Genomic DNA, 18256 nt, shown 5'->3' on the forward strand with positions numbered 1-18256 from the left:
CTCCCGAAGGACGTGCATCTCGTTCGCTGCAGACGCCGTCGGTGTCCGGCGCGCAACTTGTGGCGCCCGGGGCGGGGGTGACGTGCGCGGTCTTTGCGCCTAACGCGGCGGCGTAGTGCCCGCGCTTCACGCCCTCGCCAATCCCGTGCGATTTCTGAAGATCGCCCGGCCGCTGACGCCTGTGCTGGTCTGGACGGGGCTTGCGCTGATCGTGATCGGCTGCTGGGCGGGGCTGACGCAGACGCCGCCCGATTATCTGCAGGGCGAGACGGTGCGTATCCTCTACCTCCATGTCCCGTGCGCGTGGCTGGGGATGGCGGGGTGGAGCGGGATCGCCGGCGCGAGCACCGCGCTGCTGGTGTGGCGGCACCCGCTGGCGGCGATCGCGGCGCGGGCTTGCGCGGCGCCGGGGATGACCTTCGCCGGGCTGTGCCTGCTGACCGGCGCGATCTGGGGGCGGCCGACCTGGGGGACCTATTGGCAGTGGGACGGGCGGCTGACGTCGATGCTGCTCCTGTTCTTCGTCTATGGCGGCTATCTGGCGCTGGTCCGCGCCGACGCCGAGCGTGGTGGAGACGGCCGCGTGCCGGCCGTGTTCGGGGTGGCGGGGACGGTGCTGCTGCCGATCATCCGCTATTCGGTGGTGTGGTGGAACAGCCTGCACCAGGGGCCGAGCATCGGCCTGACGAGTTCGACGATCGACCCGGCCATCCTGTGGCCGCTGCCATTGACGCTGATCGGCTTCACGCTGTTGTTCGCAGGCGTCGTGCTGATGCGGATGCGCGCGCTCCTGGCGCAGGCGAAGGCGGACGCGCGGCTGCGGCGGATGGCGCGGCCATGAGGGGCGGGGCATGAGCCAGTGGGCGTTCGTGGCGGCGGCCTATGCCGTGGCGCTGGGCGGGGCGGCGGCGCTGACCGTCGCAAGCTTCGTGGCAATGCGGCGCGCCGAGCGCCCGTGACGCAGGCATGAAGGCGAAGCATCAGCGGTTGGGGCTGGCGCTGCTGGCGATGGGCGCGATCGTCGCGGCGGCGTTGCTGGCGCTGTCGGCGCTGAAGGACCAGGCGGCGTATTTCTATTCGCCGAGCGATCTCGCCCGCGCGCCCGATGCGGTCGGGCGGCCGATCCGGCTGGGGGGGCTGGTAACGCGCGGCTCGGTCCGGCGCGCAGCGGACGGGGTGACAACGCGGTTCGTGGTGACCGACAACGCCCGCACCGTGCCGGTCAGCTATCGCGGCGTTCTCCCCGACCTGTTCCGCGAAGGCAGCGGCGTCGTCGCGGAGGGCGAGCTGACCCCCGCCGGGCTGTTCGTCGCATCTAACATCCTCGCCAAGCATGACGAGCGCTACATGCCGCCCCAGGTCGCGGGCGCGATGCACGAGAGCAGGTCGATCCGATGATGGCGGAGGTCGGTCTGGCGGCGCTGTGGCTGGCGGCCAGCCTGGCGGCGCTGCAGCTGCTGCTGGCGTGGCTGGGCGTGCGCGCGCGCGCGGAGGAGCCGATCGCGTTCGAGCAGACCGCGCGCGGGGTCGCGATCGTGCAGGGCGGCGTCGTCGCGCTCGCGATGGCGATGCTGATCGGCGTCTTCTGGCAATCGGACATGAGCGTCGCGCTGGTCGCCGCCAACAGCCATTCGGCCAAGCCGTGGCTCTACAAAGTCGCGGGCGCATGGGGGAACCATGAGGGCTCGATGCTGCTCTGGGTCACGATCCTGGGGATCGCGGGCGGCGCGGTGGCGCTGTTCGAGCGGCGGCTGGACCCGCGGACGCTGATCGCCACCTTGGGCGCGCAGGGGACGATCGCGCTCGGCTTCTATGCCTTTCTGCTGTTCAGCTCGAACCCGTTCGCCCGGCTGTCGCCCGCGCCCGCGGACGGGCAGGGGCTAAACCCGCTGCTCCAGGACCCGGGCTTGGCCTTCCATCCGCCGACCTTGTACATCGGCTATGTCGGGCTTTCGGTCGCGTTCAGCTTCGCCGTCGGCGCACTGGTCACGCGCGACGTCGGCCCGGCCTTCGCGCGGGCGATGCGGCCTTGGGTGCTGGGCGCGTGGATCTTCCTGACGCTGGGGATCACCGCGGGGAGCTATTGGGCCTATTACGAATTGGGCTGGGGCGGCTGGTGGTTCTGGGACCCGGTCGAGAACGCCAGCCTGATGCCGTGGCTGGCAGCGACCGCGCTGCTCCATTCGGTGAGCGTGCTGGCGACGCGCGGCGGCTTGCGCGCGTGGACGGTGATGCTGGCGGTGGTCGCCTTCTCGATGAGCATGGTCGGCACCTTCCTGGTGCGGTCGGGCATCCTGACCAGCGTCCACGCCTTCGCGGTCGATCCACGCCGCGGCGCGTTCATCCTAGTGCTGCTGGCGATCTATGTCGGCGGCGCGCTGACGCTGTTCGCGGCGCGGGCGGGGACGGTACGCGCGGGCGCGACCTTTGAGCCGGTCAGCCGCGAGGGCGCGCTGGTGCTCAACAACCTGCTGTTGTCAGTCGTGCTGGGCGTTGTGCTGATCGGGACGCTGTACCCGATCGTAGCGGCGGGGTTCGGGGTGCAGCTGTCGGTCGGGCCGCCCTTTTTCAACAAGGCGATCGGGCCGGTGGTGTTGCTGCTCGTGGCGGTGATGGCGGTGGGGCCGTTGCTGCGCTGGCGGCGCGACGCGGCGAAGGCCGCGCTGGCGCGCGTGACCTGGCCGCTCGCCGCAGCGTGTCTGGCGGCGGCGCTGTTGGTGGCGGGGACGCAGATGGGCGTGCTGCCGCTGCTGGGCCTCGCCTTTGCAATCGGGCTGGCGGCGGCGAGCGTCGCGCCGCTGTGGGGACGCAACCTGCTCCGCACGCCGCTCTTCACCTGGGGCATGGTCGTCGCGCATCTCGGCATCGCGGTGAGCCTGGCGGGGATGGCGTGCGACAGTTCCTTCACGGAAGAACGGCTGGTCGCGGTCAGGGTTGGCGAGCCGGTGCGGGTCGGGCCGTACAGCATGACGCTTAGGGGCGTGTCGCCGGTGATCGGCGAGAATTGGACGGCGTTGCAGGCGCGGCTGGACGCGCAGCGCGGTGTTGACCTGACCGCCTTGTTCCCGCAGCAGCGCTTCTTCGCCGATCCGCCGACGACGACCAGCGAGAGCGCGATCCTGACCGTGCTCGACGGCCAGCTCTACACGGTGCTGGGCCAGGCGGGGGACGACGGGCGCTGGCAGCTCCGGCTGTGGTGGAAGCCGATGGTGACGTTGATCTGGTTCGGCGGCGTGCTGATCGCGCTGGGCGGGGCGATGGCGCTGGCCGGCCATTGGCGGCGCGAGCGGCGGGCGGCGCTGCGCGCGCGCGCGTCTGCGCTGTGGGCATGAGGCACGGTCTGCGCTGGCTGCCGCTGCTGGCGTTCGCGGTGGTGCTGGCGGTGATCGCGATCGCCATTTGGAAGCCCGCGGACCGGACGGTGCATTCGGCGCTGGTCGGCAAGCCGATGCCTGCCGTCGCGCTGCCAGCGATGGTGGCGGGCAAACCGGGCATCGCGGGCGGCTTCGGGCAAGGGCGTGTCCGGCTGGTCAATGTCTTCGCCAGCTGGTGCCTGCCCTGCATCGCGGAGGCGCCGCAGCTGATGCGGCTGAAGGCGATGGGCGTGCCGATCGACGGGGTGGCGGTGCGCGACACGCGGGCAGCGACGGCCGCGTTCCTGCGCGCCAACGGCGATCCGTATCAGCGGCTGGGCGACGACCCGCGTGGGCAGGTGCAGCTGGCGCTGGGCTCGTCGGGCGTGCCCGAGACTTTTGTGGTCGATACGAACGGCGTGATCCTGGCGCAGCATATCGGCGACATCCGCGCCGAGGAGGTCGCCGGCATCGCAGCGATGGCCGGACGCCGGTGAGGCGGGCGGCGCTGGCGCTGCTGCTGCTCGCCGGTGGGGCGGGAGCGCAGTCGAATGCGCCGCCGTCGCGACTGTCGTACACGCAGCTGCCTGACCCGGCGCAGGAGGCGCGGGCACGGGCGCTGATGGTGACGCTGCGCTGCCTCGTCTGTCAGGGACAGTCGATCGCGGATTCGGACGCTGACATGGCGGGCGACATGCGAGCACTGGTGCGCGAACGGATCGCGCGGGGCGAGCGGCCCGCTGCGGTGCGCGGCTGGCTGATCGCGCGGTACGGCGATTACGTCACCTACGATCCGCCGCTGTCGGCGGTGACGTGGCCGTTATGGGCGGCGCCGCTGCTGCTGCTGGGCGCGGGCGCATGGGTGGCGCGAAGCAGCTTCAGGCGTCGTCGCCGCTAGGCCGCTCAGCGCCGCGCGACCTCCACCGCCGCGCGGTTCGCCGCCGCCGTCTCGCCGGCGCTGCTGTCCGGAACGGGCGATGCGCTGGTGGCGGGGCCGATTTCTCCATCGGCGCCGATGATCGTGACGGCGGTGCCGACGCTGGTCACCCCGTACAGCTTCTTCGCAAAGGCAAGCGGCACGTGAACGCAGCCATGCGAGGTCGGAAAGCCCGGGTTCGCCCCGGCATGGATCGCGACGCCGTCCCAGGTCAGCCGCTGCATGAACGGCATTGCCGCGTTGTTGTAGCGGTTTGACCGGTGGTCGATCGCCTTTTCAAGCACCGTGAACGTGCCCGATGGCGTCTCCAGTCCGTCGCGCCCCGTCGACACGGCGGTGGCCGCGATCAGCGCCTCGCCGCGATAGACATAGGCACGCTGTTCGGCGATGTTGACGACGATCCGCACCGCCTCGCCGGTGTCGGTGTCGTTCCAGACGAACTGGTTGGCGGTCAGCGTCGATGCCGCGGCGAGCAGCGCCACGCCCGGCTGATCGTCCGCCGCGAGCGCCGGCGCGGCGGCCAGCATCGCCAGCGCCGTCAGACCTGCGAACCCGAACCTGCCGATCTTCATCGCCGCAACTCCCTTCACCGCCGCCTAACGCGCGACCAGGTTTCGGGTTCATCGGGCGAGTGCGCCGAACGGTGGGAGTCGAGCGCCGAACGGAACAGGTCGGGAAGCAACCTGCGGCAAAGCCTAAAGAAATCTCATCGCCGACCGGCTATGTATCGTACCGGCGGATGTGGGATGCGACGAATGATCGAGCGGCTGGGCACGGTGCATGCGCGTCGCGCGGTGTTGAAGAACGGTGTGCTCGCCCTAGGCGCATTGGCGATTCCCGGCGCGGTGTCGGCGGCGGTGCAGCGGCTGTCGCAGCAAGCGCTGGAGCCGCAGATGCAGCCGGTGCCCGCTTTTCCCGAGCCCGCCACGCGGCCGCTGACCTCGGCCAACGTCGTCCGTCCGCAGCTGCTTCGCCGAGCGCTGGCGGCGCTCGATGCGCAGGGGTCGCGGGTGCGGCGCGACCGCCTCGCCATCGCCGACTTCGCCGCGCCATCGGCACAGCCGCGCTTCCACCTCATCGACCTGACCGATGGCAGCAGCCGCTCGTTCCTGGTCGCGCACGGCAGCGGGTCCGACCCGTCGCATACCGGCTGGCTGCAGCGCTTCTCGAACGAGCCCGGCTCCAACGCATCCTCGGAGGGCGCGTACATGGCAGCGGACTATTATGTCGGCAAGCACGGCCGGTCGCAGCGGCTGATCGGACTCGACGCGACCAACAACAATGCGCTTGAGCGTGCGCTGGTGGTCCATGCCGCGTGGTACGCCAACCCCGACATGCTGCGCACGCACGGCATGCTCGGCCGCAGCCAGGGCTGCTTCGCGGTCGGCGACGGCGACCTGGACCAGGTCTTCGCGCGACTGGGTGAGGGCCGGATGATCTACGCCGCGAAACTATGACGCAGGGCTGACATTCGGCGCGGGCGCGCTATGGCCGGGGGTCACACCGGCAGGAGATCGTCATGCGCTTCGTTCAGATCGAGACCCTGCCCGACGGCCAGGCGCTGGTCGACATCGACAAGCTCAGCCACGCGGTGCCGGTCGACGGCGGCAGCCGGCTCCACCTCGGCAACGCCACGCTCGACGTCCCGCACAGCCTTGACGAGCTGGCGAACGTGCTGGCGGGACGTGAGCGCGGCGACGACGGCGAGCGCAGCCGGGCGGGGTTCAGGCTCGGCTGACGCCGCGACGCGCGAGGAGCCGGCCGGCGCGGCGGCCGCCGCCGACCAGCCCTGCCATCGCCAGCGCCTCCGCCCCGGCATAGCCCAGCCCCAGATGCTGCGGCCGGACGGCGAGCACATCGGCCAGCGTCAGCGTCCCGGCGCGCAGTCCCGCCCGGCCGATCCGCGACCAGCGCTGCGCCGTTTCCCAGCGGATCAGGCGACGGCTCGCGGCGTCAAGGTCGTGTCGCCGCAGGAACGCCGCCTGCAACGCGCCGAGCAGGTCGCCCAGTTCGACCAGCGTCGCGCGGTCGGGGACGGGCTCACCGTCCATATTGTGCCGGACCAGCAGCGCGGCGGCCCGCGCGGCGCCGTCGCCTAGCGCCGCGTGACGCTCGGTGAGGACGCGCGCGGCGCTGGCGCACATCGTCTCGGCAAAACGCTTCGACGCCCCGCCGGGATGCTGGCGGTAGAGAAGCAACGGCCGGTCCAGCCGCGCAACGCCGCCGAACGGCAGGACGCGGCCGTAAAGGTCGAAATCTTCCGCGTACAATAGCTCGGGCCGGGTGAACGGGTCCAGCGCGCGCGCGACCTCGCCGCAGACCATCACGCTGGACCAGGCGAGCGGGTTCTCGATCTGCAACAGCCATTCGATCAGCCCGGGCGTGGTCGCGGGCGCGTAAGCGGAGGGGGTGACCGCTTCGCCGGTCAGGCATTCGACGGCCGTGCCGAGCAAGGCGATGCCGGGATGGCGCTCCAGATAGGCGACCTGCCGAGCGAGGCGGTCCGGCCGGCAGAGGTCGTCCTGGTCGAGTCCGGCGATGTATCTGCCGCGAGCGTGCGCCAGGCCGTGGTTGCGCGCGCGAACCGGGCCGCCGTTCGCGGGCATTCGGATCAGGCGGACGCGGGGGTCGGGCCACGCCGCGACGATCGCCGCGCCGTCGTCAGGGGAGCAATCGTCGACTACGATCGCCTCCCAGCCGGTCAGTGTCTGTACCTGAAGGCTGCGCAGCGTCGCTGGCAGCCATGGCGCGCCGCCATAAGCGGGGATGATGACGCTGACGACGGGGCCCGTGGTCATGGCTTCACGCGGCGGCGCGCGCGCTTTCGCCGAGCAGCTGATCGACGATCATCGTGCCGACATCGTTCTGCCACAGCCACAGCCCGTTGGCCTGGCCGCTGAAGCTCACCTCGCCGCCCAGCGCGCCCCATGGGACGAAGCCGGCGGCGAGACCGATGCCGAACACCCCCGGCAGCGGCTGGCCGTTGCTCGCCATGACGCGGCAGTGGCGGTCGACCATCGGCTTGCCTGCGTCGGCGGCGAGCGCAAGGCGGCGGCCGTTGACCCCGGTCAGCGGCAGCGCGTGCGGGCGATAGCCGAGCGCGGCGACGACCAGGTCGGCGTCGGCGATCGCGGCGCGGGCGGTCGCATCGTCCTCGCCCGCGATCCGATGCGTCGCGACGCGCGGGTCAGGCGCGCGGGCGTCGACTGCCAGCATCCGCAGCACCAGCTCGCGCGCTTCCAGCCGGAACCCGGCGAGCCGATAGACGAAGCCGGAGACGGGGCAGATGTCCTGCGGCCCGAAATCGGTAAAGCCTTCGGCGCGCGCCGCCTCGACCGAGGGGTAGAAGGGGCGCAGCGGGCGGCGGTGGAGCAGCGTGATCGCGCCCGCGCCCAGCGCGAGGGCGGGCCGGCCCTTGAGCAGCAGCGCGATCGTGGTCAGCGCGCTGGTCGAGCCGCCGATCACCGCGATGCGCGGGCTACGGCGGGCGGCGAGCAGGCCGGCAATCTTATCGAACCCGCCAAGCGACAGGACGGCGTCGGACTGGAGCAGGCGATCGCCCGCCAGTTCGACCAGCGGCGCACCGGCGATTCGTTGGGTAGCGAGGCGATCAAGCGGCTGATGGCCGCCGGTCGCGATGACCAGCGTCCGGGTGCGCTGTTCGGTGACGTTCCCATCGTCGCGGCGCAGGCGGACCGTCCACAGTCCATCGCGGTCGCGGCGTGCGCCGAGCGCCTCCGTGCCCGTCGCGATCGTGGCGCCGTGCGTGCGGGCAAGGTCGGCCAGCCGCTCGCCCGCGGCGCGCAGCAGTGGCCCAACCTCGACCAACGGCACACCGCCGGTCACCATGCTGTTGCCGGCATGGGCCACCACGGCGCGCCCGGCGGGGTGGTCGACCAATGCGGCGAGTTCCGGATGCGGATTATCACGCACCGCGGTCAGGAAGGTCTCCGCGGTTGAATCGGAGGTGATCGCGTAACGGCCGAGCCGTCCGCCGCCGACGCCCGCGTCACGCTCGACCAGCACCATGTCGCGCGCCAGCGCCGGCAACAGCCCGCGTTTAGAGGCGGCGGTCAGCAGCGCCGTTCCCGCCGGACCGCCGCCGACGATGACGACGGAGGCGACCGCCGGACCGGATTGCACGGCGGCACGCGGATGGCGGTCGAGCGCGGTGCAGGCCGCATCCAATGCCTCGGCGACCCGCCCAGCGTCGGCGCTGGTCATGCGGTCGGTAATGGGCAGCGACAGGATTCGCGCGGCGACCGCATCGGCGATGGGGGTCGGCTCGATCAGCGCGCTACGGCGGAACAGCGGCTGTTCGGCCAGGTGCGGCGAGAAATAGGCGCCGGTGCCGATGCCTTGCTCGGCCAGCCGTGCGACGATTGCGTCGCGGCGGGAAGCAAGATGCGCGGGGAGAAGCACGGGCATGAACTGCATGGCGCGGCGGCGGCCATCGCCGCGCTGCAGCTGGAAGCGACCGCCGAGCGTCGCGCGGTAGGTCGCTTCGACGGCGGCACGTCCGTCCGCGACCGTCTCGATCTCGGCCAGCTTGGCGCGCGCGGCGACGGCGAGCACTTCGGGAAATTTCGCATTGATGCCGGGCAGCGTTGCGATGCGCCCGGCTTCGAACCCGAAATTGGCCATCGCGCGCAGGCGGTGGATGAGGCCGGCATCGCCTGCGTGGATCAGCCCGCCTTCGGCGACGGCAAAGGTCTTGGTGGCGTGCATCGAGCCGACCACGGCGAACGGCGCCGCAGCGCCGAAGCCGCGTCCGTCATTGTCGAGGGTACCGAGTGACGAGGCGGCGTCGATCACCACGCCGACGCGATATTGCCGCTGCCAGTCGACATAACGGTCGAGATCGATCGCATTGCCGAACGTCGCATAGGGCAGCAGCGCGGTGACGCCGGCCCCGTGGGTGCGCAGCGCGGCTTCCTCCGCGTTCGCCGCCGCCGACCAGTCGTCCGGGTCGATGTCGACGATGAGCGGCGTCAGCCCGGCCCACAATGCCGCCTGCGCCGTCGCGGCGAAGGTGAGCGCGGGCATCACGCAATAGCCGCCGTCGGGAGCGGCGTCCTTCAGCGCGATCATCAAGCCCAGCGTCGCGTTGGCGACCGCCAGGGTGGCGCCGCGTCCGCCCCAGAGCTGGGCGGTCGCTTCCGCCTCGAACGCGCGGACTTCGGGGCCGTTGTTGGAAAAGGTGCCGGACGCCTCCACACGCGCCAGCGCCTCGCCGAGTTCGCTGAAGCGCGGCGGATTGGGGGCGACGAGCGGCAGCGGCGGCATGCCGGTTCCGTAACGACCGGGGTGCTAAAATCGGGTTTATGGCGCAGGCGGCACGTGCGTAGCAGCGCTGCACACGAGACCGCCCAGCCCGGCCGGCCTCGGCAACGCCGAGGTTCGACGACGCGGCTTTGCCGCGGCGGGTGGAACGGATCGGTGATCGGTAGCGCCGCGGCGAAGCCGCGTGGCCGGACGGGTTCGCTTCACGACCTGCCGGCCGGCCTTCGCTGGGTCCGCGCGCAGCTTCGCTACGTCCGGCCAGCCGGCGAGGTGCCCAGGGGCGGAGTCGAACCACCGACACGACGATTTTCAGTCGTCTGCTCTACCACTGAGCTACCCGGGCATCCCGACCGCCGGCCGGAAGCGCGCGCCTTACTGACGCCCAAGCGGGCTGTCCAGCCCGTCTTCGGGGTCCTCGTGCTGGCCGACGGGAACGCGATAGCCTTCGTCGAGCCACTTCAGCAGGTCGCGGTCGCGGCAGCCCTGCGAGCAGAAGGGCGTGTGCCCGGCGGTGGCGGGCCTGTCGCAGACGGGGCAGGTGGGGGCGGGCATCAGGCGCTTTCGAGTTGGGGGACGGCGCCGGTGCGGCGGGCGAGGTCGGCAGTCCAGGAGGGGTTCGCCTGCAGCCGGGCGAGGACGGCGGTTGGCAGGCGGTGCGGGCGCGCCGGCCCGGGCTCGCGCTCCAGGCGGCGCAGCGCCGCGCGCGCCTGCGCACCGGCCGGATCGGCGCGGAGCAGCTCCGGCAGGCTGGCGCGCGGACGCGGGCGGACGATCTGGAAGAAGCCGAAGCCGTTGACCGCGGTGCGTTCGAAGGGTTGGGGCAGGGCCGCGTCGATCGCGGCGGCGACCGCCTGGCGCGGCGCCTTGCCGGTCAGCGTCGGGAAGTCGACGCCGATCGACCCGCCGATGCCGTGCCGCCTGATCGCCTGCGCGACCGCCGTGGCGGCGGCAAGCGCGAGCTGATCGAGCGGCGGGCCGCCGTCGACGTCGAACAGCGTCATGGCGGGCGTCGGCGTCATCAGCAGCACGCCGCCGGAAAAGGCGATGACACCGGTCGCCGCCTCCTCCAGCAGCTCGGACCAGCCGGCGGATTCGAGCAGGTCCGGTTCGTGCGCGGCGGGGCGGCGGATAGCGTGGCCGGTCGCGCCGAGGCGGTCGAACAGCGTCGGGCCGGGGGCGGGGTCAGCGTCCGTCATCACCACGCGCGGCAGCTTGCGGCGGCCCTGCTCCGGGATCGCCTCGCGCGTGATCGCCACCGTCAGCGCGCCGCCCTCCGGCACCCCGGCAGGGCCGGTCAGCATCGCCTCCTCGCCGCCGTCAAGCCGGACCAGGCCGGTGGTGCGGTCGATCAGCCGGGCATGGGCGACGTGGCCGATGCGCAACCCGCCATCGTCAAGCTCGATCGCGGCCGCGACGATCCGCCCGTCCTCGATCAGCGCGGCGCGCGCCTCGCCGATGCCGGCCTCGTACAGCCACTCAGGCAAGCGACAGCCCCGCCGCCTTGAGCAGCGCGCGCGCCTCGAACAGCGGCAGGCCGATCACGCCGGAATGCGATCCGGCCAGGAAGCGGACCCACGCCTCGGCATAGCCCTGCACCGCATAGCCGCCCGCCTTGCCCAGCCCTTCGCCGGACGCGACATAGGCGTCGATCGCGGCCGGGGTCAGCTGCTTGAACGCAACGATGGTGTCGGACAGCCGCGCGCGCATTCGCCCCGTCGCGTCGATCACGCAGAGCGCGGACAAGACGTGATGGCGGCGGCCGGATAATTTCGCGAGCAGGTCGCGCTGGACGGTTTCGGTGTCGGCGGGGGGCAGGATGCGGCGGCCGAGCGCGATCGCGGTGTCGCCGGCGAGGATTACCTCATCCGGCCCGCGCATGACCGCTTCTGCCTTCGCGATGGCGAGGCGCAGCGCATAGGCGTGGGGGAGCTCGCCCTTGCGCCAGCTTTCGTCGATCGCGGGCGCGACGATGCGGGCGGGCTCGACGCCGAGACGCTGCAGCAGCGCGAGACGGCGCGGCGAGGAGGAGGCGAGGACGAGATCAGCCAAGGTCGTCGCCCGTCAAGCAGGACACTGCATCGCAGCATCCCCGCACAGGATCGGCTATGCCGGCCCCGGCCCGCCACGGCCGGGCATGAAGCGATAGGTGATGCGCCCCTTGGTGAGGTCATACGGCGTCAGCTCGACCAGCACCTCATCCCCGGTCAGCACGCGGATGCGGTTCTTGCGCATCTTGCCGGCGGTATGGCCGAGGATCTCGTGGTTGTTCTCCAGCTGGACGCGGAACATCGCGTTGGGGAGCAACTCCACCACACGGCCGCGCATCTCGAGCAGTTCTTCCTTGGCCAAACAAAACCTCTGGGTTGAAAGGGCGCGCGGCCCATAGCGGCTCGGGCGCGGAAAGGGAAGCAGCGCTTCCCCGTCGCCCGGAGGTGGGGAAGCCGCGGCGTTGCCGCAAGCCGCGGCCTCGCCTAAGGAGCGCCGCTTTATGGCTGAGACACCCCGCACGCCGCGCGTGCAGACTCCCCAGCGCGTCCGCGGCACGCAGGACATCTTCGGCGAGGAGCAGCGCCGCTTCGCGCACGTCCTCGACACGTTCGAGCGGGTGCGGCGGCTGTATTGCTTCCAGCGGGTCGAGGTGCCGGTGTTCGAGGCGACGGAGGTGTTCGCGCGCTCGATCGGCGAGACGACCGACGTGGTGTCGAAGGAGATGTATACGTTCGCCGACAAGGGCGGGGACTCGATCACGCTGCGGCCGGAGTTCACTGCCGGGATCGCGCGGGCCTATATCGGCAATGGCTGGCAGCAGCACGCGCCCATGAAGCTGACGATCAGTGGCCCGGTGTTTCGCTACGAGCGGCCGCAGAAGGGGCGGTTCCGGCAGTTCCACCAGATCGACGCCGAGGTAATCGGCGTGGCCGAGCCCGCGGCGGACGTGGAGCTGCTGGCGCTGGCGGATCAGCTGCTGGCGGAGCTGGGCATCGAGGGCGTGACACTCGAGCTCAACACACTCGGCGATGCGGAGACGCGCGATGCATGGCGCGCGGCGCTGGTGGCGCATTTCGAGGCGCGGCGCGGCGAGCTGAGCGAGGAGAGCCTCGCGCGGCTGGAGAAGAACCCGCTGCGCATCCTGGATTCGAAAGACCCGCGCGACCGGCCGGCGGCGGACTCCGCGCCCGACATCGACGCCTTCCTGACCGCGGACGCGCGGGCGTTCTTCGAGGCGGTGACGGCGGGGCTGGACGCGGCTGGAGTCAAGTGGACGCGCAACCCGCGGCTGGTGCGCGGGCTCGACTATTACCGGCATACCGCGTTCGAGTTCGTCACCGACCGGCTGGGCGCGCAGGGCACGGTGCTAGCGGGGGGCAGGTACGATGGGCTGATCGGGAGCCTGGGCGGCCCGGAGACGCCGGGGGTTGGCTGGGCCGCGGGGGTGGAGCGGTTGGCGATGCTGGTGAAGGAGCCGAGGGCGGAGCGTATCGATGTGGTAGTCGTCGCCGAAGACAATCTAACCATAGAAGCGGCTATTCGCACAGTTGGTGAAGTCCGAAAAATGGGCTTCCCTGCGGACTCGGTTGTGACCGGTTCACCCCGGAAGCGCTATGACAAGGCGATGAAGCTTCAACCGGGGGAGCTTGTGTCGCTGCGCATGAGCGAGGGTAAGATCGTCACATCATGCAAGGCGCTCAGTGGAGACGGATCAATCATGCAGCACCTCCTGAACACTTCAGAAGAGACGCTGAATTGATCCGACCTTCGGCCGACCGCGCCGTACTCCTCCCCGGGACGGGGAGGGGGACCGCTCGGCGTAGCCGAGTGGTGGAGGGGGCTCTCGACTGGGAGCGTCGCTTGCGGCCTGCCCCCTCCGTCAGCGCTGCGCGCTGCCACCTCCCCGTGCCGGGGAGGAGCAAGAAGTGACCACCATCTCCCCCGCCCGCATCCTGCAGATCGAAGCGCGCCGCGACGAGCTGGCGGCGCAGATGGCGTCGGGCGACCTGCCGGGCGACCGCTTCGTCCAGGTCTCCAAGGAATATGCCGAGCTTGAGCCGGTCGCCGAGGCCGCGACCGAGGTGCGGCGGCTGCGGCAGGAGGCGGAATCGCTCGCCTATATGGCCGCGGACGCCGAGGACGACGAGCTGCGCGCGATGGCGGCCGACGAGCTGCACGACAACAAGGCGAAGCTGGAGGCCGCCGACCGGCGGCTCGCGCTGGCCCTGCTGCCGCGCGACGCCGCCGACGAGCGCGCGGCGATGCTGGAGATTCGCGCCGGCACCGGCGGCGACGAGGCGGCGCTGTTCGCGGGCGATCTGTTCCGCATGTACCAGAAGTTCGCCGAAGGACAGGGCTGGCGGATCGAGCTGATCTCCGCCTCCTCGTCCGAAGCGGGCGGGTTCAAGGAGGTTGTCGCCGGCGTCGAAGGCAGGGGCGTCTTCGCCAAGCTGAAGTTCGAGAGCGGCGTCCACCGCGTCCAGCGCGTCCCCGCTACCGAATCGCAGGGCCGCATCCACACCTCCGCGGCGACGGTGGCGGTGCTGCCCGAGGCGGAGGAGGTCGACCTGCAGATCGACGACAAGGACCTGCGCGTCGACATCTATCGCGCGTCGGGGCCGGGCGGGCAGGGGGTCAACACCACCGACTCCGCGGTGCGGATCACGCACCTGCCGACCGGCACCATCGTCATCCAGCAAGACGAGCGCAGCCAGATCAAGAACCGGGCCAAGGCGATGAAGGTGCTGCGCTCGCGGCTCTACGATGCCGAGCGCGAGCGGCTGGCGGCGGCGCGGGCGGGGTCGCGCAAGTCGATGGTCGGCTCGGGCGACCGGTCGGAGCGGATCAGGACGTACAATTTCCCGCAGGGGCGCGTCACCGACCACCGCATCAACCTGACACTGCACAAGCTGCCCGAGGTGCTGGAGGGCGACCTGAACGAGCTGATCGGCGCGCTGGTGGCGGAGGACGAGGCGGAGCGGCTGGCGTCCCTTGACTCTTAAATCCTCCCCAGGACGGGGAGCGGGACCGCCGACGCGCAGCGCCGGTTGTGGAGGGGTCCCTCCAACCGCCGCATCGCCAGTGGCAAGCCCCCTCCACCAGCCGGCGGCTGGTCCCCCTCACCGTTCCCGGGAGGAGCTTAGAAGGGCGGCAGCGCGGTTCGGTTTCTCCCCTACCCCCCGCCTCGACGCCGAAATCCTCCTCGCCCATGCGCTCGGCATCAGCCGCGAGCAGCTGCTCCTCGACCCGGATCGCAACGTGCCGCCGTCCTTCGCCGCGCTGGTCGAGCGCCGCGCCGCGCACGAGCCCGTCGCCTACATCACAGGCACGCGCGCCTTTTGGACGATCGATCTTGCGGTCGGGGCGGGGGTGCTGATCCCGCGGCCCGACAGCGAGACGCTGATCGAGGCGGCGGTGAAGCATTTTGCGGGGACGGCCGGGCCGCAGCGCATCCTAGACCTCGGCGCCGGGCCAGGGACGCTGCTGTTCGCTGCGCTGGCCGAGTGGCCGCAGGCAACAGGGCTGGGGGTCGACGCCTCCGCGCGGGCGCTCCGCTACGCCGAACGCAACGCGGCGGCGCTGGGGATGGGGGGGCGGGCGACACTGCGGCGTGGCGACTGGGCGGCGGGTATCGGCGAGTGTTACGATCTGATCCTCGTCAACCCGCCCTACATCGCGTCAAGCGAGGCGCTGCCGCCCGAGGTCAGCGGCTTTGAGCCGGCGGAGGCGCTGTTCGCAGGAAACGACGGGCTCGACGCCTATCGGATCCTTGTGCCGCAGCTGCCGCACGTCCTCGCGCCGGGCGGTGCGGCCTGTATGGAGATTGGTCATACCCAGGCCGGGGCGGTGACGGCGTTGGTCGCGGCGGCGGGGCTGCGCACGACGCTTTTCCGCGATCTTGGCGGGCGCGACCGTTGCGTTGTGGCCACGACTTGAACAAAGCGACACCGCGGCCCACATTTCACTTGAAGGAACGTGGCTTCCGCCGCTATTGCCCCGCTACGGGCCGATGCTGTCAACGCGCGGATGTCGTTGATCCCGGGGGAAAGCCCGCACCTTTCGTGACACCGCCGCTCCATCGATCACGCGGCCGTGACGCTTCGCAGCCGGTCCTCTGACCGGCGCGGAAGGGATTGCACCGCAACCATCCGGAGCAAGGCCGTTTCTGGTTTTAGGCACGAGGACGAATAGCTTGATCAACAATCGGCAGGCCGGCCGCCGTCGCGGCCGTGGGGGCGGTAACAATAGCGGGCGTCAGGGCGGCGGGCAGCAGGGTAACGGCAGCCGCATCGACAGCCGCGCGCGCGGCAATGCGACCCAGCTCTACGAGAAATACAAGAACATGGCCGCCGACGCGCAGCGCGCGGGCGATCGGGTCAACACCGAATATTACCTCCAGTTCGCGGACCATTATTTCCGCGTATTGAGCGAGCAGCGCGGCCGGTTCGAGGACCAGCAGCAGCCGCGGCGCGGGCGCGACGAGTTCGATTACGATGGCGAAGAGGAATATGCCGACGAGGGCGATCCGATCCGCGGCAGCGAACAGTTCGGCGACCGCGACGAACCACGCCGTGATGGCAGCGATGGGCGGCCTCCGCGCGAGGATCGTTATCGCGACGGGAATGCCGGCGGCAACGGCGACGCGCGGCCGCGTGACGGTAATCGCGACGGCGGGCGCGAAAACGGCGCGCGCGAGTTCCGCCGCGATCGGGACGGCAACCGGGACTTCGGCCGCGACGAGGCGCCACGCCCGCGCAACGGCGAATGGCGCGACCGCCGGCCCGACGGCAATGGAACAGGTCAGCAGCCGGTCGAGGTTGCGGGTCAGCGGCGGGCGGAGCCGATGCAGGCGGGTGAGTCGCTGGAAGCGCGCGCCGAGGAGGCGGTGGACGCCGATCGGCCGCTCGATCCGCCGGTGCGCCGTCGCGGCCGGCCGCGGCGCGAGGAAGTCGCCAGCGGCGACGGGCTGGCCGCCGACCTGCTGCCGCCGTCGCTGTCCGGGTCGCTGACGCTCGCCGCCAATGACGAAGCGCCGGTTGAAGCCAAGCCGCGCCGCCGCCGGTTGCGGACGGCGGACGAGACCACGCCGGACGCTGCGGAATAGCCGCAGCCATCGGCCGGCGTAGAGGCCGATGCTGCGATGCGCTGGGGAGGCCTTTGCATGTCCGGCTTCCCGTCGCCGCGTGATTGTGACACACTCCCGGCCCAAGGGGGGATCGGGAGAGCGCAGCCGATGACGATCGCGGCCATCCTCAAGGACAAGGGCGAGCGGATCATATCCGTGGCGCCGGACATGACGGTGCGCGACGCGGTGGCGCTACTGGCGACCGAGCGGATCGGCGCGGTGCCGGTGCTCGACCGGGACGGCCATGTCGCGGGCGTGTTTTCGGAACGCGACGTGATCTACTGCGTCCACGCGCACGGGGTGGCGGCGCTGGACGCGGTCGTCGCCGACATGATGACCACGCCGGCGATCAGTGTTCCGCCCGACCAGCCCGTGATCGGCGCGCTGTCGCTGATGACGAGGCGGCGCATCCGTCACCTGCCCGTGGTCGAGGGCGATCGACTGGCCGGGTTCATCTCCATCGGTGATCTGGTCAAGCACCGCATCGATCGGATCGAAGCGGACGCCGCGGCGATGCGCGACTATATTCAGTCGGCCTGATCGGGGTCAGGCGCGGCGGCGGACCAGCGCGCGCAGTTCGTCCACCGTGCCGCGCGCAAAGGCGAGCAACCACCCGGCGTAGATCGCCGCGCCCGCGCTCGCGAGCAAGACCAGCTTCACGCCCGGCGGCAACGGCGGCAGCAGCGCATCGAGCGCCGCGACCGCCGCGGCCATGACCAGAGCCGCGCGCAGGGCTGGCGCGACGGCCGCGGCCAACGCCCCCGCGCTCACCCCGATTGCCGGCAGCACCCCGCGCGCGAGGACGATCACCAGCAGCGGGTAGGTCGTCAGCCAAGCCGCGGCCAGCCCGGTCAGCCCCCAGCGAACGCCGACCAGATAGGCGATCGGGAGCAGGATAGCGCCGCCCATCGAGGCGCGCACGCCGATCCCCGGCCGCCCGATCGCATCGCTCGCCGGCGGCATCACGACATAGAGCGTCATGAACGGCATCGCGCAGCCGAGCAGGCGGACCAGCGGCACCGCGCCGACCCAATGGTCGCCAAGCGCAAACCGCACCAGCGCATCCGCGCTCGCCGCCATGCCGAGATAGATGGGCAGCGCCGCCGCCATGATCGCACCCGTCGAGCGCAGAAAGGCGGCGCCGACCGCCCCAGCCTCACCCTGCATCCGCGCATAGGCGGAAAAGGCCACCTCGTTGAGCGGCGGCACGACCTTGTTCTGGAAAATCTGCGTCAGGAACAGCGCGGTGGTGTAGAGGCCGACCCCGTGCGCGTCGAAATGGCGCCCCGCGATCATCACGTCGGCCTGGGTCTGGCCGAACCAAAAGAACTGCGCCAGCGTCACCATGCCGCCATAGCGCGCCAGCGCGCCCGCGCCGCCGAACCGGAAACTGGGCCAGACCAGCGAGCGCGCGGCCAGCGTCATGCCGATCGCGCGCGCGCCGAACAGCACCAGCGGCGCCCACACCAGCGTCCACACGCCCCACCCGGCCAGCGCCCCGCCGAGCGCCGCGCCGGCGCCTGCGATCGAGGCGCAGATGTTGACCCGCGCCTGCTTGGCGAAATCCAT

20 protein-coding genes and 1 tRNA gene (1 of these 21 cut by a window edge) are annotated in these 18256 nt (G+C 71.2%); 12 read left to right on the plus strand and 9 right to left on the minus strand.

Translation table 11 applies throughout. The features are described from left to right. Positions 1–115 precede the first annotated feature (115 nt). The 5 genes from ccmC to ACP2AD_RS04435 all read left to right on the plus strand — a co-directional run bounded on the left by ccmC (position 116) and on the right by ACP2AD_RS04435 (position 4251). Entirely contained in the window at positions 116–841 is a 726-nt protein-coding gene (gene ccmC, locus ACP2AD_RS04415; protein ID WP_425228881.1) for a heme ABC transporter permease CcmC, read from the plus strand. A gap of 125 nt (positions 842–966) precedes the next feature. Further along, positions 967–1398 (plus strand): cytochrome c maturation protein CcmE, encoded by a 432-nt coding sequence (ccmE, locus tag ACP2AD_RS04420; protein ID WP_425228882.1) that lies wholly within the window; start codon positions 967–969, stop codon positions 1396–1398. Continuing rightward, positions 1395–3332 (plus strand): heme lyase CcmF/NrfE family subunit, encoded by a 1938-nt coding sequence (locus ACP2AD_RS04425; RefSeq protein WP_425228883.1) that lies wholly within the window; start codon positions 1395–1397, stop codon positions 3330–3332. Before ccmE ends, ACP2AD_RS04425 begins: the two co-directional genes overlap by 4 nt. Beyond that, on the plus strand, positions 3329–3850 hold the full coding sequence (locus ACP2AD_RS04430) for a redoxin family protein (protein WP_425228884.1): 522 nt from the start codon (positions 3329–3331) through the stop codon (positions 3848–3850). Before ACP2AD_RS04425 ends, ACP2AD_RS04430 begins: the two co-directional genes overlap by 4 nt. Beyond that, on the plus strand, positions 3847–4251 hold the full coding sequence (locus tag ACP2AD_RS04435; protein ID WP_425228885.1) for a cytochrome c-type biogenesis protein: 405 nt from the start codon (positions 3847–3849) through the stop codon (positions 4249–4251). Before ACP2AD_RS04430 ends, ACP2AD_RS04435 begins: the two co-directional genes overlap by 4 nt. 5 nt (positions 4252–4256) lie before the next feature. On the opposite strand, the gene ACP2AD_RS04440 is transcribed toward ACP2AD_RS04435, so the two are convergent. Further along, positions 4257–4862 (minus strand): L,D-transpeptidase family protein, encoded by a 606-nt coding sequence (locus tag ACP2AD_RS04440; RefSeq protein WP_425228886.1) that lies wholly within the window; start codon positions 4860–4862, stop codon positions 4257–4259. Between the two features lie 183 nt (positions 4863–5045). Between ACP2AD_RS04440 and ACP2AD_RS04445 the strand changes: the two genes are divergently transcribed. Next, complete coding sequence (locus tag ACP2AD_RS04445; RefSeq protein WP_425228887.1) at positions 5046–5747, plus strand: murein L,D-transpeptidase catalytic domain family protein; 702 nt, start codon at positions 5046–5048, stop codon at positions 5745–5747. A gap of 62 nt (positions 5748–5809) precedes the next feature. Then, positions 5810–6028: a hypothetical protein gene (locus ACP2AD_RS04450; protein ID WP_425228888.1), complete on the plus strand. Its 219-nt coding sequence runs from the start codon at positions 5810–5812 to the stop codon at positions 6026–6028. Here the strand turns inward: ACP2AD_RS04450 and ACP2AD_RS04455 are convergent. The 7 genes from ACP2AD_RS04455 to infA form a co-directional block, all read right to left on the minus strand. Next, positions 6015–7088 carry a glycosyltransferase family 2 protein gene (locus ACP2AD_RS04455; RefSeq protein WP_425228889.1) on the minus strand — a complete coding sequence of 358 codons (1074 nt, stop codon included), beginning with the start codon at positions 7086–7088 and terminating at the stop codon, positions 6015–6017. The genes ACP2AD_RS04450 and ACP2AD_RS04455 overlap by 14 nt on opposite strands. 4 nt (positions 7089–7092) lie before the next feature. Continuing rightward, positions 7093–9576 (minus strand): DegT/DnrJ/EryC1/StrS family aminotransferase, encoded by a 2484-nt coding sequence (locus tag ACP2AD_RS04460; protein WP_425228890.1) that lies wholly within the window; start codon positions 9574–9576, stop codon positions 7093–7095. A gap of 268 nt (positions 9577–9844) precedes the next feature. Continuing rightward, positions 9845–9916, minus strand: a tRNA-Phe gene (locus ACP2AD_RS04465). Positions 9917–9945: 29 nt separating this feature from the next. Next, positions 9946–10125: a DNA gyrase inhibitor YacG gene (locus ACP2AD_RS04470; protein ID WP_425228891.1), complete on the minus strand. Its 180-nt coding sequence runs from the start codon at positions 10123–10125 to the stop codon at positions 9946–9948. Continuing rightward, positions 10125–11057 (minus strand): ribonuclease E/G, encoded by a 933-nt coding sequence (locus tag ACP2AD_RS04475; protein ID WP_425228892.1) that lies wholly within the window; start codon positions 11055–11057, stop codon positions 10125–10127. The genes ACP2AD_RS04470 and ACP2AD_RS04475 overlap by 1 nt, the downstream gene beginning before the upstream one ends. Then, entirely contained in the window at positions 11050–11622 is a 573-nt protein-coding gene (locus ACP2AD_RS04480; RefSeq protein ID WP_425228893.1) for a Maf family protein, read from the minus strand. Before ACP2AD_RS04480 ends, ACP2AD_RS04475 begins: the two co-directional genes overlap by 8 nt. A 54-nt stretch (positions 11623–11676) precedes the next feature. Then, positions 11677–11922 carry a translation initiation factor IF-1 gene (gene infA, locus ACP2AD_RS04485; protein ID WP_425228894.1) on the minus strand — a complete coding sequence of 82 codons (246 nt, stop codon included), beginning with the start codon at positions 11920–11922 and terminating at the stop codon, positions 11677–11679. 139 nt (positions 11923–12061) lie between these two features. On the opposite strand from infA, the gene hisS reads away from it, so the two are divergent. From hisS to ACP2AD_RS04510, 5 genes are all read left to right on the plus strand, one after another. Continuing rightward, a complete protein-coding gene (hisS, locus tag ACP2AD_RS04490; protein WP_425228895.1) occupies positions 12062–13321 on the plus strand; it encodes a histidine--tRNA ligase in 1260 nt (419 codons plus the stop codon). Between the two features lie 166 nt (positions 13322–13487). Further along, positions 13488–14564, plus strand: a complete 1077-nt coding sequence (prfA, locus tag ACP2AD_RS04495) for a peptide chain release factor 1 (protein WP_425228896.1) — start codon at positions 13488–13490, stop codon at positions 14562–14564. A 79-nt stretch (positions 14565–14643) separates the two neighbouring features. Further along, entirely contained in the window at positions 14644–15498 is an 855-nt protein-coding gene (gene prmC, locus ACP2AD_RS04500; protein WP_425228897.1) for a peptide chain release factor N(5)-glutamine methyltransferase, read from the plus strand. 256 nt (positions 15499–15754) lie between these two features. Continuing rightward, positions 15755–16666, plus strand: a complete 912-nt coding sequence (locus ACP2AD_RS04505; RefSeq protein WP_425228898.1) for a DUF4167 domain-containing protein — start codon at positions 15755–15757, stop codon at positions 16664–16666. Between the two features lie 129 nt (positions 16667–16795). Next, on the plus strand, positions 16796–17227 hold the full coding sequence (locus ACP2AD_RS04510) for a CBS domain-containing protein (protein WP_425228899.1): 432 nt from the start codon (positions 16796–16798) through the stop codon (positions 17225–17227). Positions 17228–17233: 6 nt separating this feature from the next. Here the strand turns inward: ACP2AD_RS04510 and ACP2AD_RS04515 are convergent, their stop codons facing one another. Then, positions 17234–18256: the 3' portion of a lipopolysaccharide biosynthesis protein gene (locus ACP2AD_RS04515; RefSeq protein ID WP_425228900.1), read on the minus strand. The gene runs 453 nt beyond the window's last position; the window shows 1023 of its 1476 coding nt (coding positions 454–1476); its start codon lies off the right edge, out of view; its stop codon occupies positions 17234–17236.

Origin of the sequence: Sphingomonas sp., assembly GCF_965248875.1 — a bacterium.
Classification (GTDB): Bacteria; Pseudomonadota; Alphaproteobacteria; order Sphingomonadales; family Sphingomonadaceae; genus Sphingomonas.

Excerpts from the sequence above, each read along its gene's own strand:
- ccmE (WP_425228882.1), top strand. The coding sequence starts at position 967 with ATGAAGGCGAAGCATCAGCGGTTGGGGCTGGCGCTGCTGGCGATGGGC.
- ACP2AD_RS04425 (WP_425228883.1), top strand. The coding sequence starts at position 1,395 with ATGATGGCGGAGGTCGGTCTGGCGGCGCTGTGGCTGGCGGCCAGCCTG.
- ACP2AD_RS04430 (WP_425228884.1), top strand. The coding sequence starts at position 3,329 with ATGAGGCACGGTCTGCGCTGGCTGCCGCTGCTGGCGTTCGCGGTGGTG.
- ACP2AD_RS04440 (WP_425228886.1), bottom strand. The coding sequence starts at position 4,862 with ATGAAGATCGGCAGGTTCGGGTTCGCAGGTCTGACGGCGCTGGCGATG.
- ACP2AD_RS04445 (WP_425228887.1), top strand. The coding sequence starts at position 5,046 with ATGATCGAGCGGCTGGGCACGGTGCATGCGCGTCGCGCGGTGTTGAAG.
- ACP2AD_RS04450 (WP_425228888.1), top strand. The coding sequence starts at position 5,810 with ATGCGCTTCGTTCAGATCGAGACCCTGCCCGACGGCCAGGCGCTGGTC.
- ACP2AD_RS04455 (WP_425228889.1), bottom strand. The coding sequence starts at position 7,088 with ATGACCACGGGCCCCGTCGTCAGCGTCATCATCCCCGCTTATGGCGGC.
- ACP2AD_RS04460 (WP_425228890.1), bottom strand. The coding sequence starts at position 9,576 with ATGCCGCCGCTGCCGCTCGTCGCCCCCAATCCGCCGCGCTTCAGCGAA.
- ACP2AD_RS04470 (WP_425228891.1), bottom strand. The coding sequence starts at position 10,125 with ATGCCCGCCCCCACCTGCCCCGTCTGCGACAGGCCCGCCACCGCCGGG.
- hisS (WP_425228895.1), top strand. The coding sequence starts at position 12,062 with ATGGCTGAGACACCCCGCACGCCGCGCGTGCAGACTCCCCAGCGCGTC.
- ACP2AD_RS04510 (WP_425228899.1), top strand. The coding sequence starts at position 16,796 with ATGACGATCGCGGCCATCCTCAAGGACAAGGGCGAGCGGATCATATCC.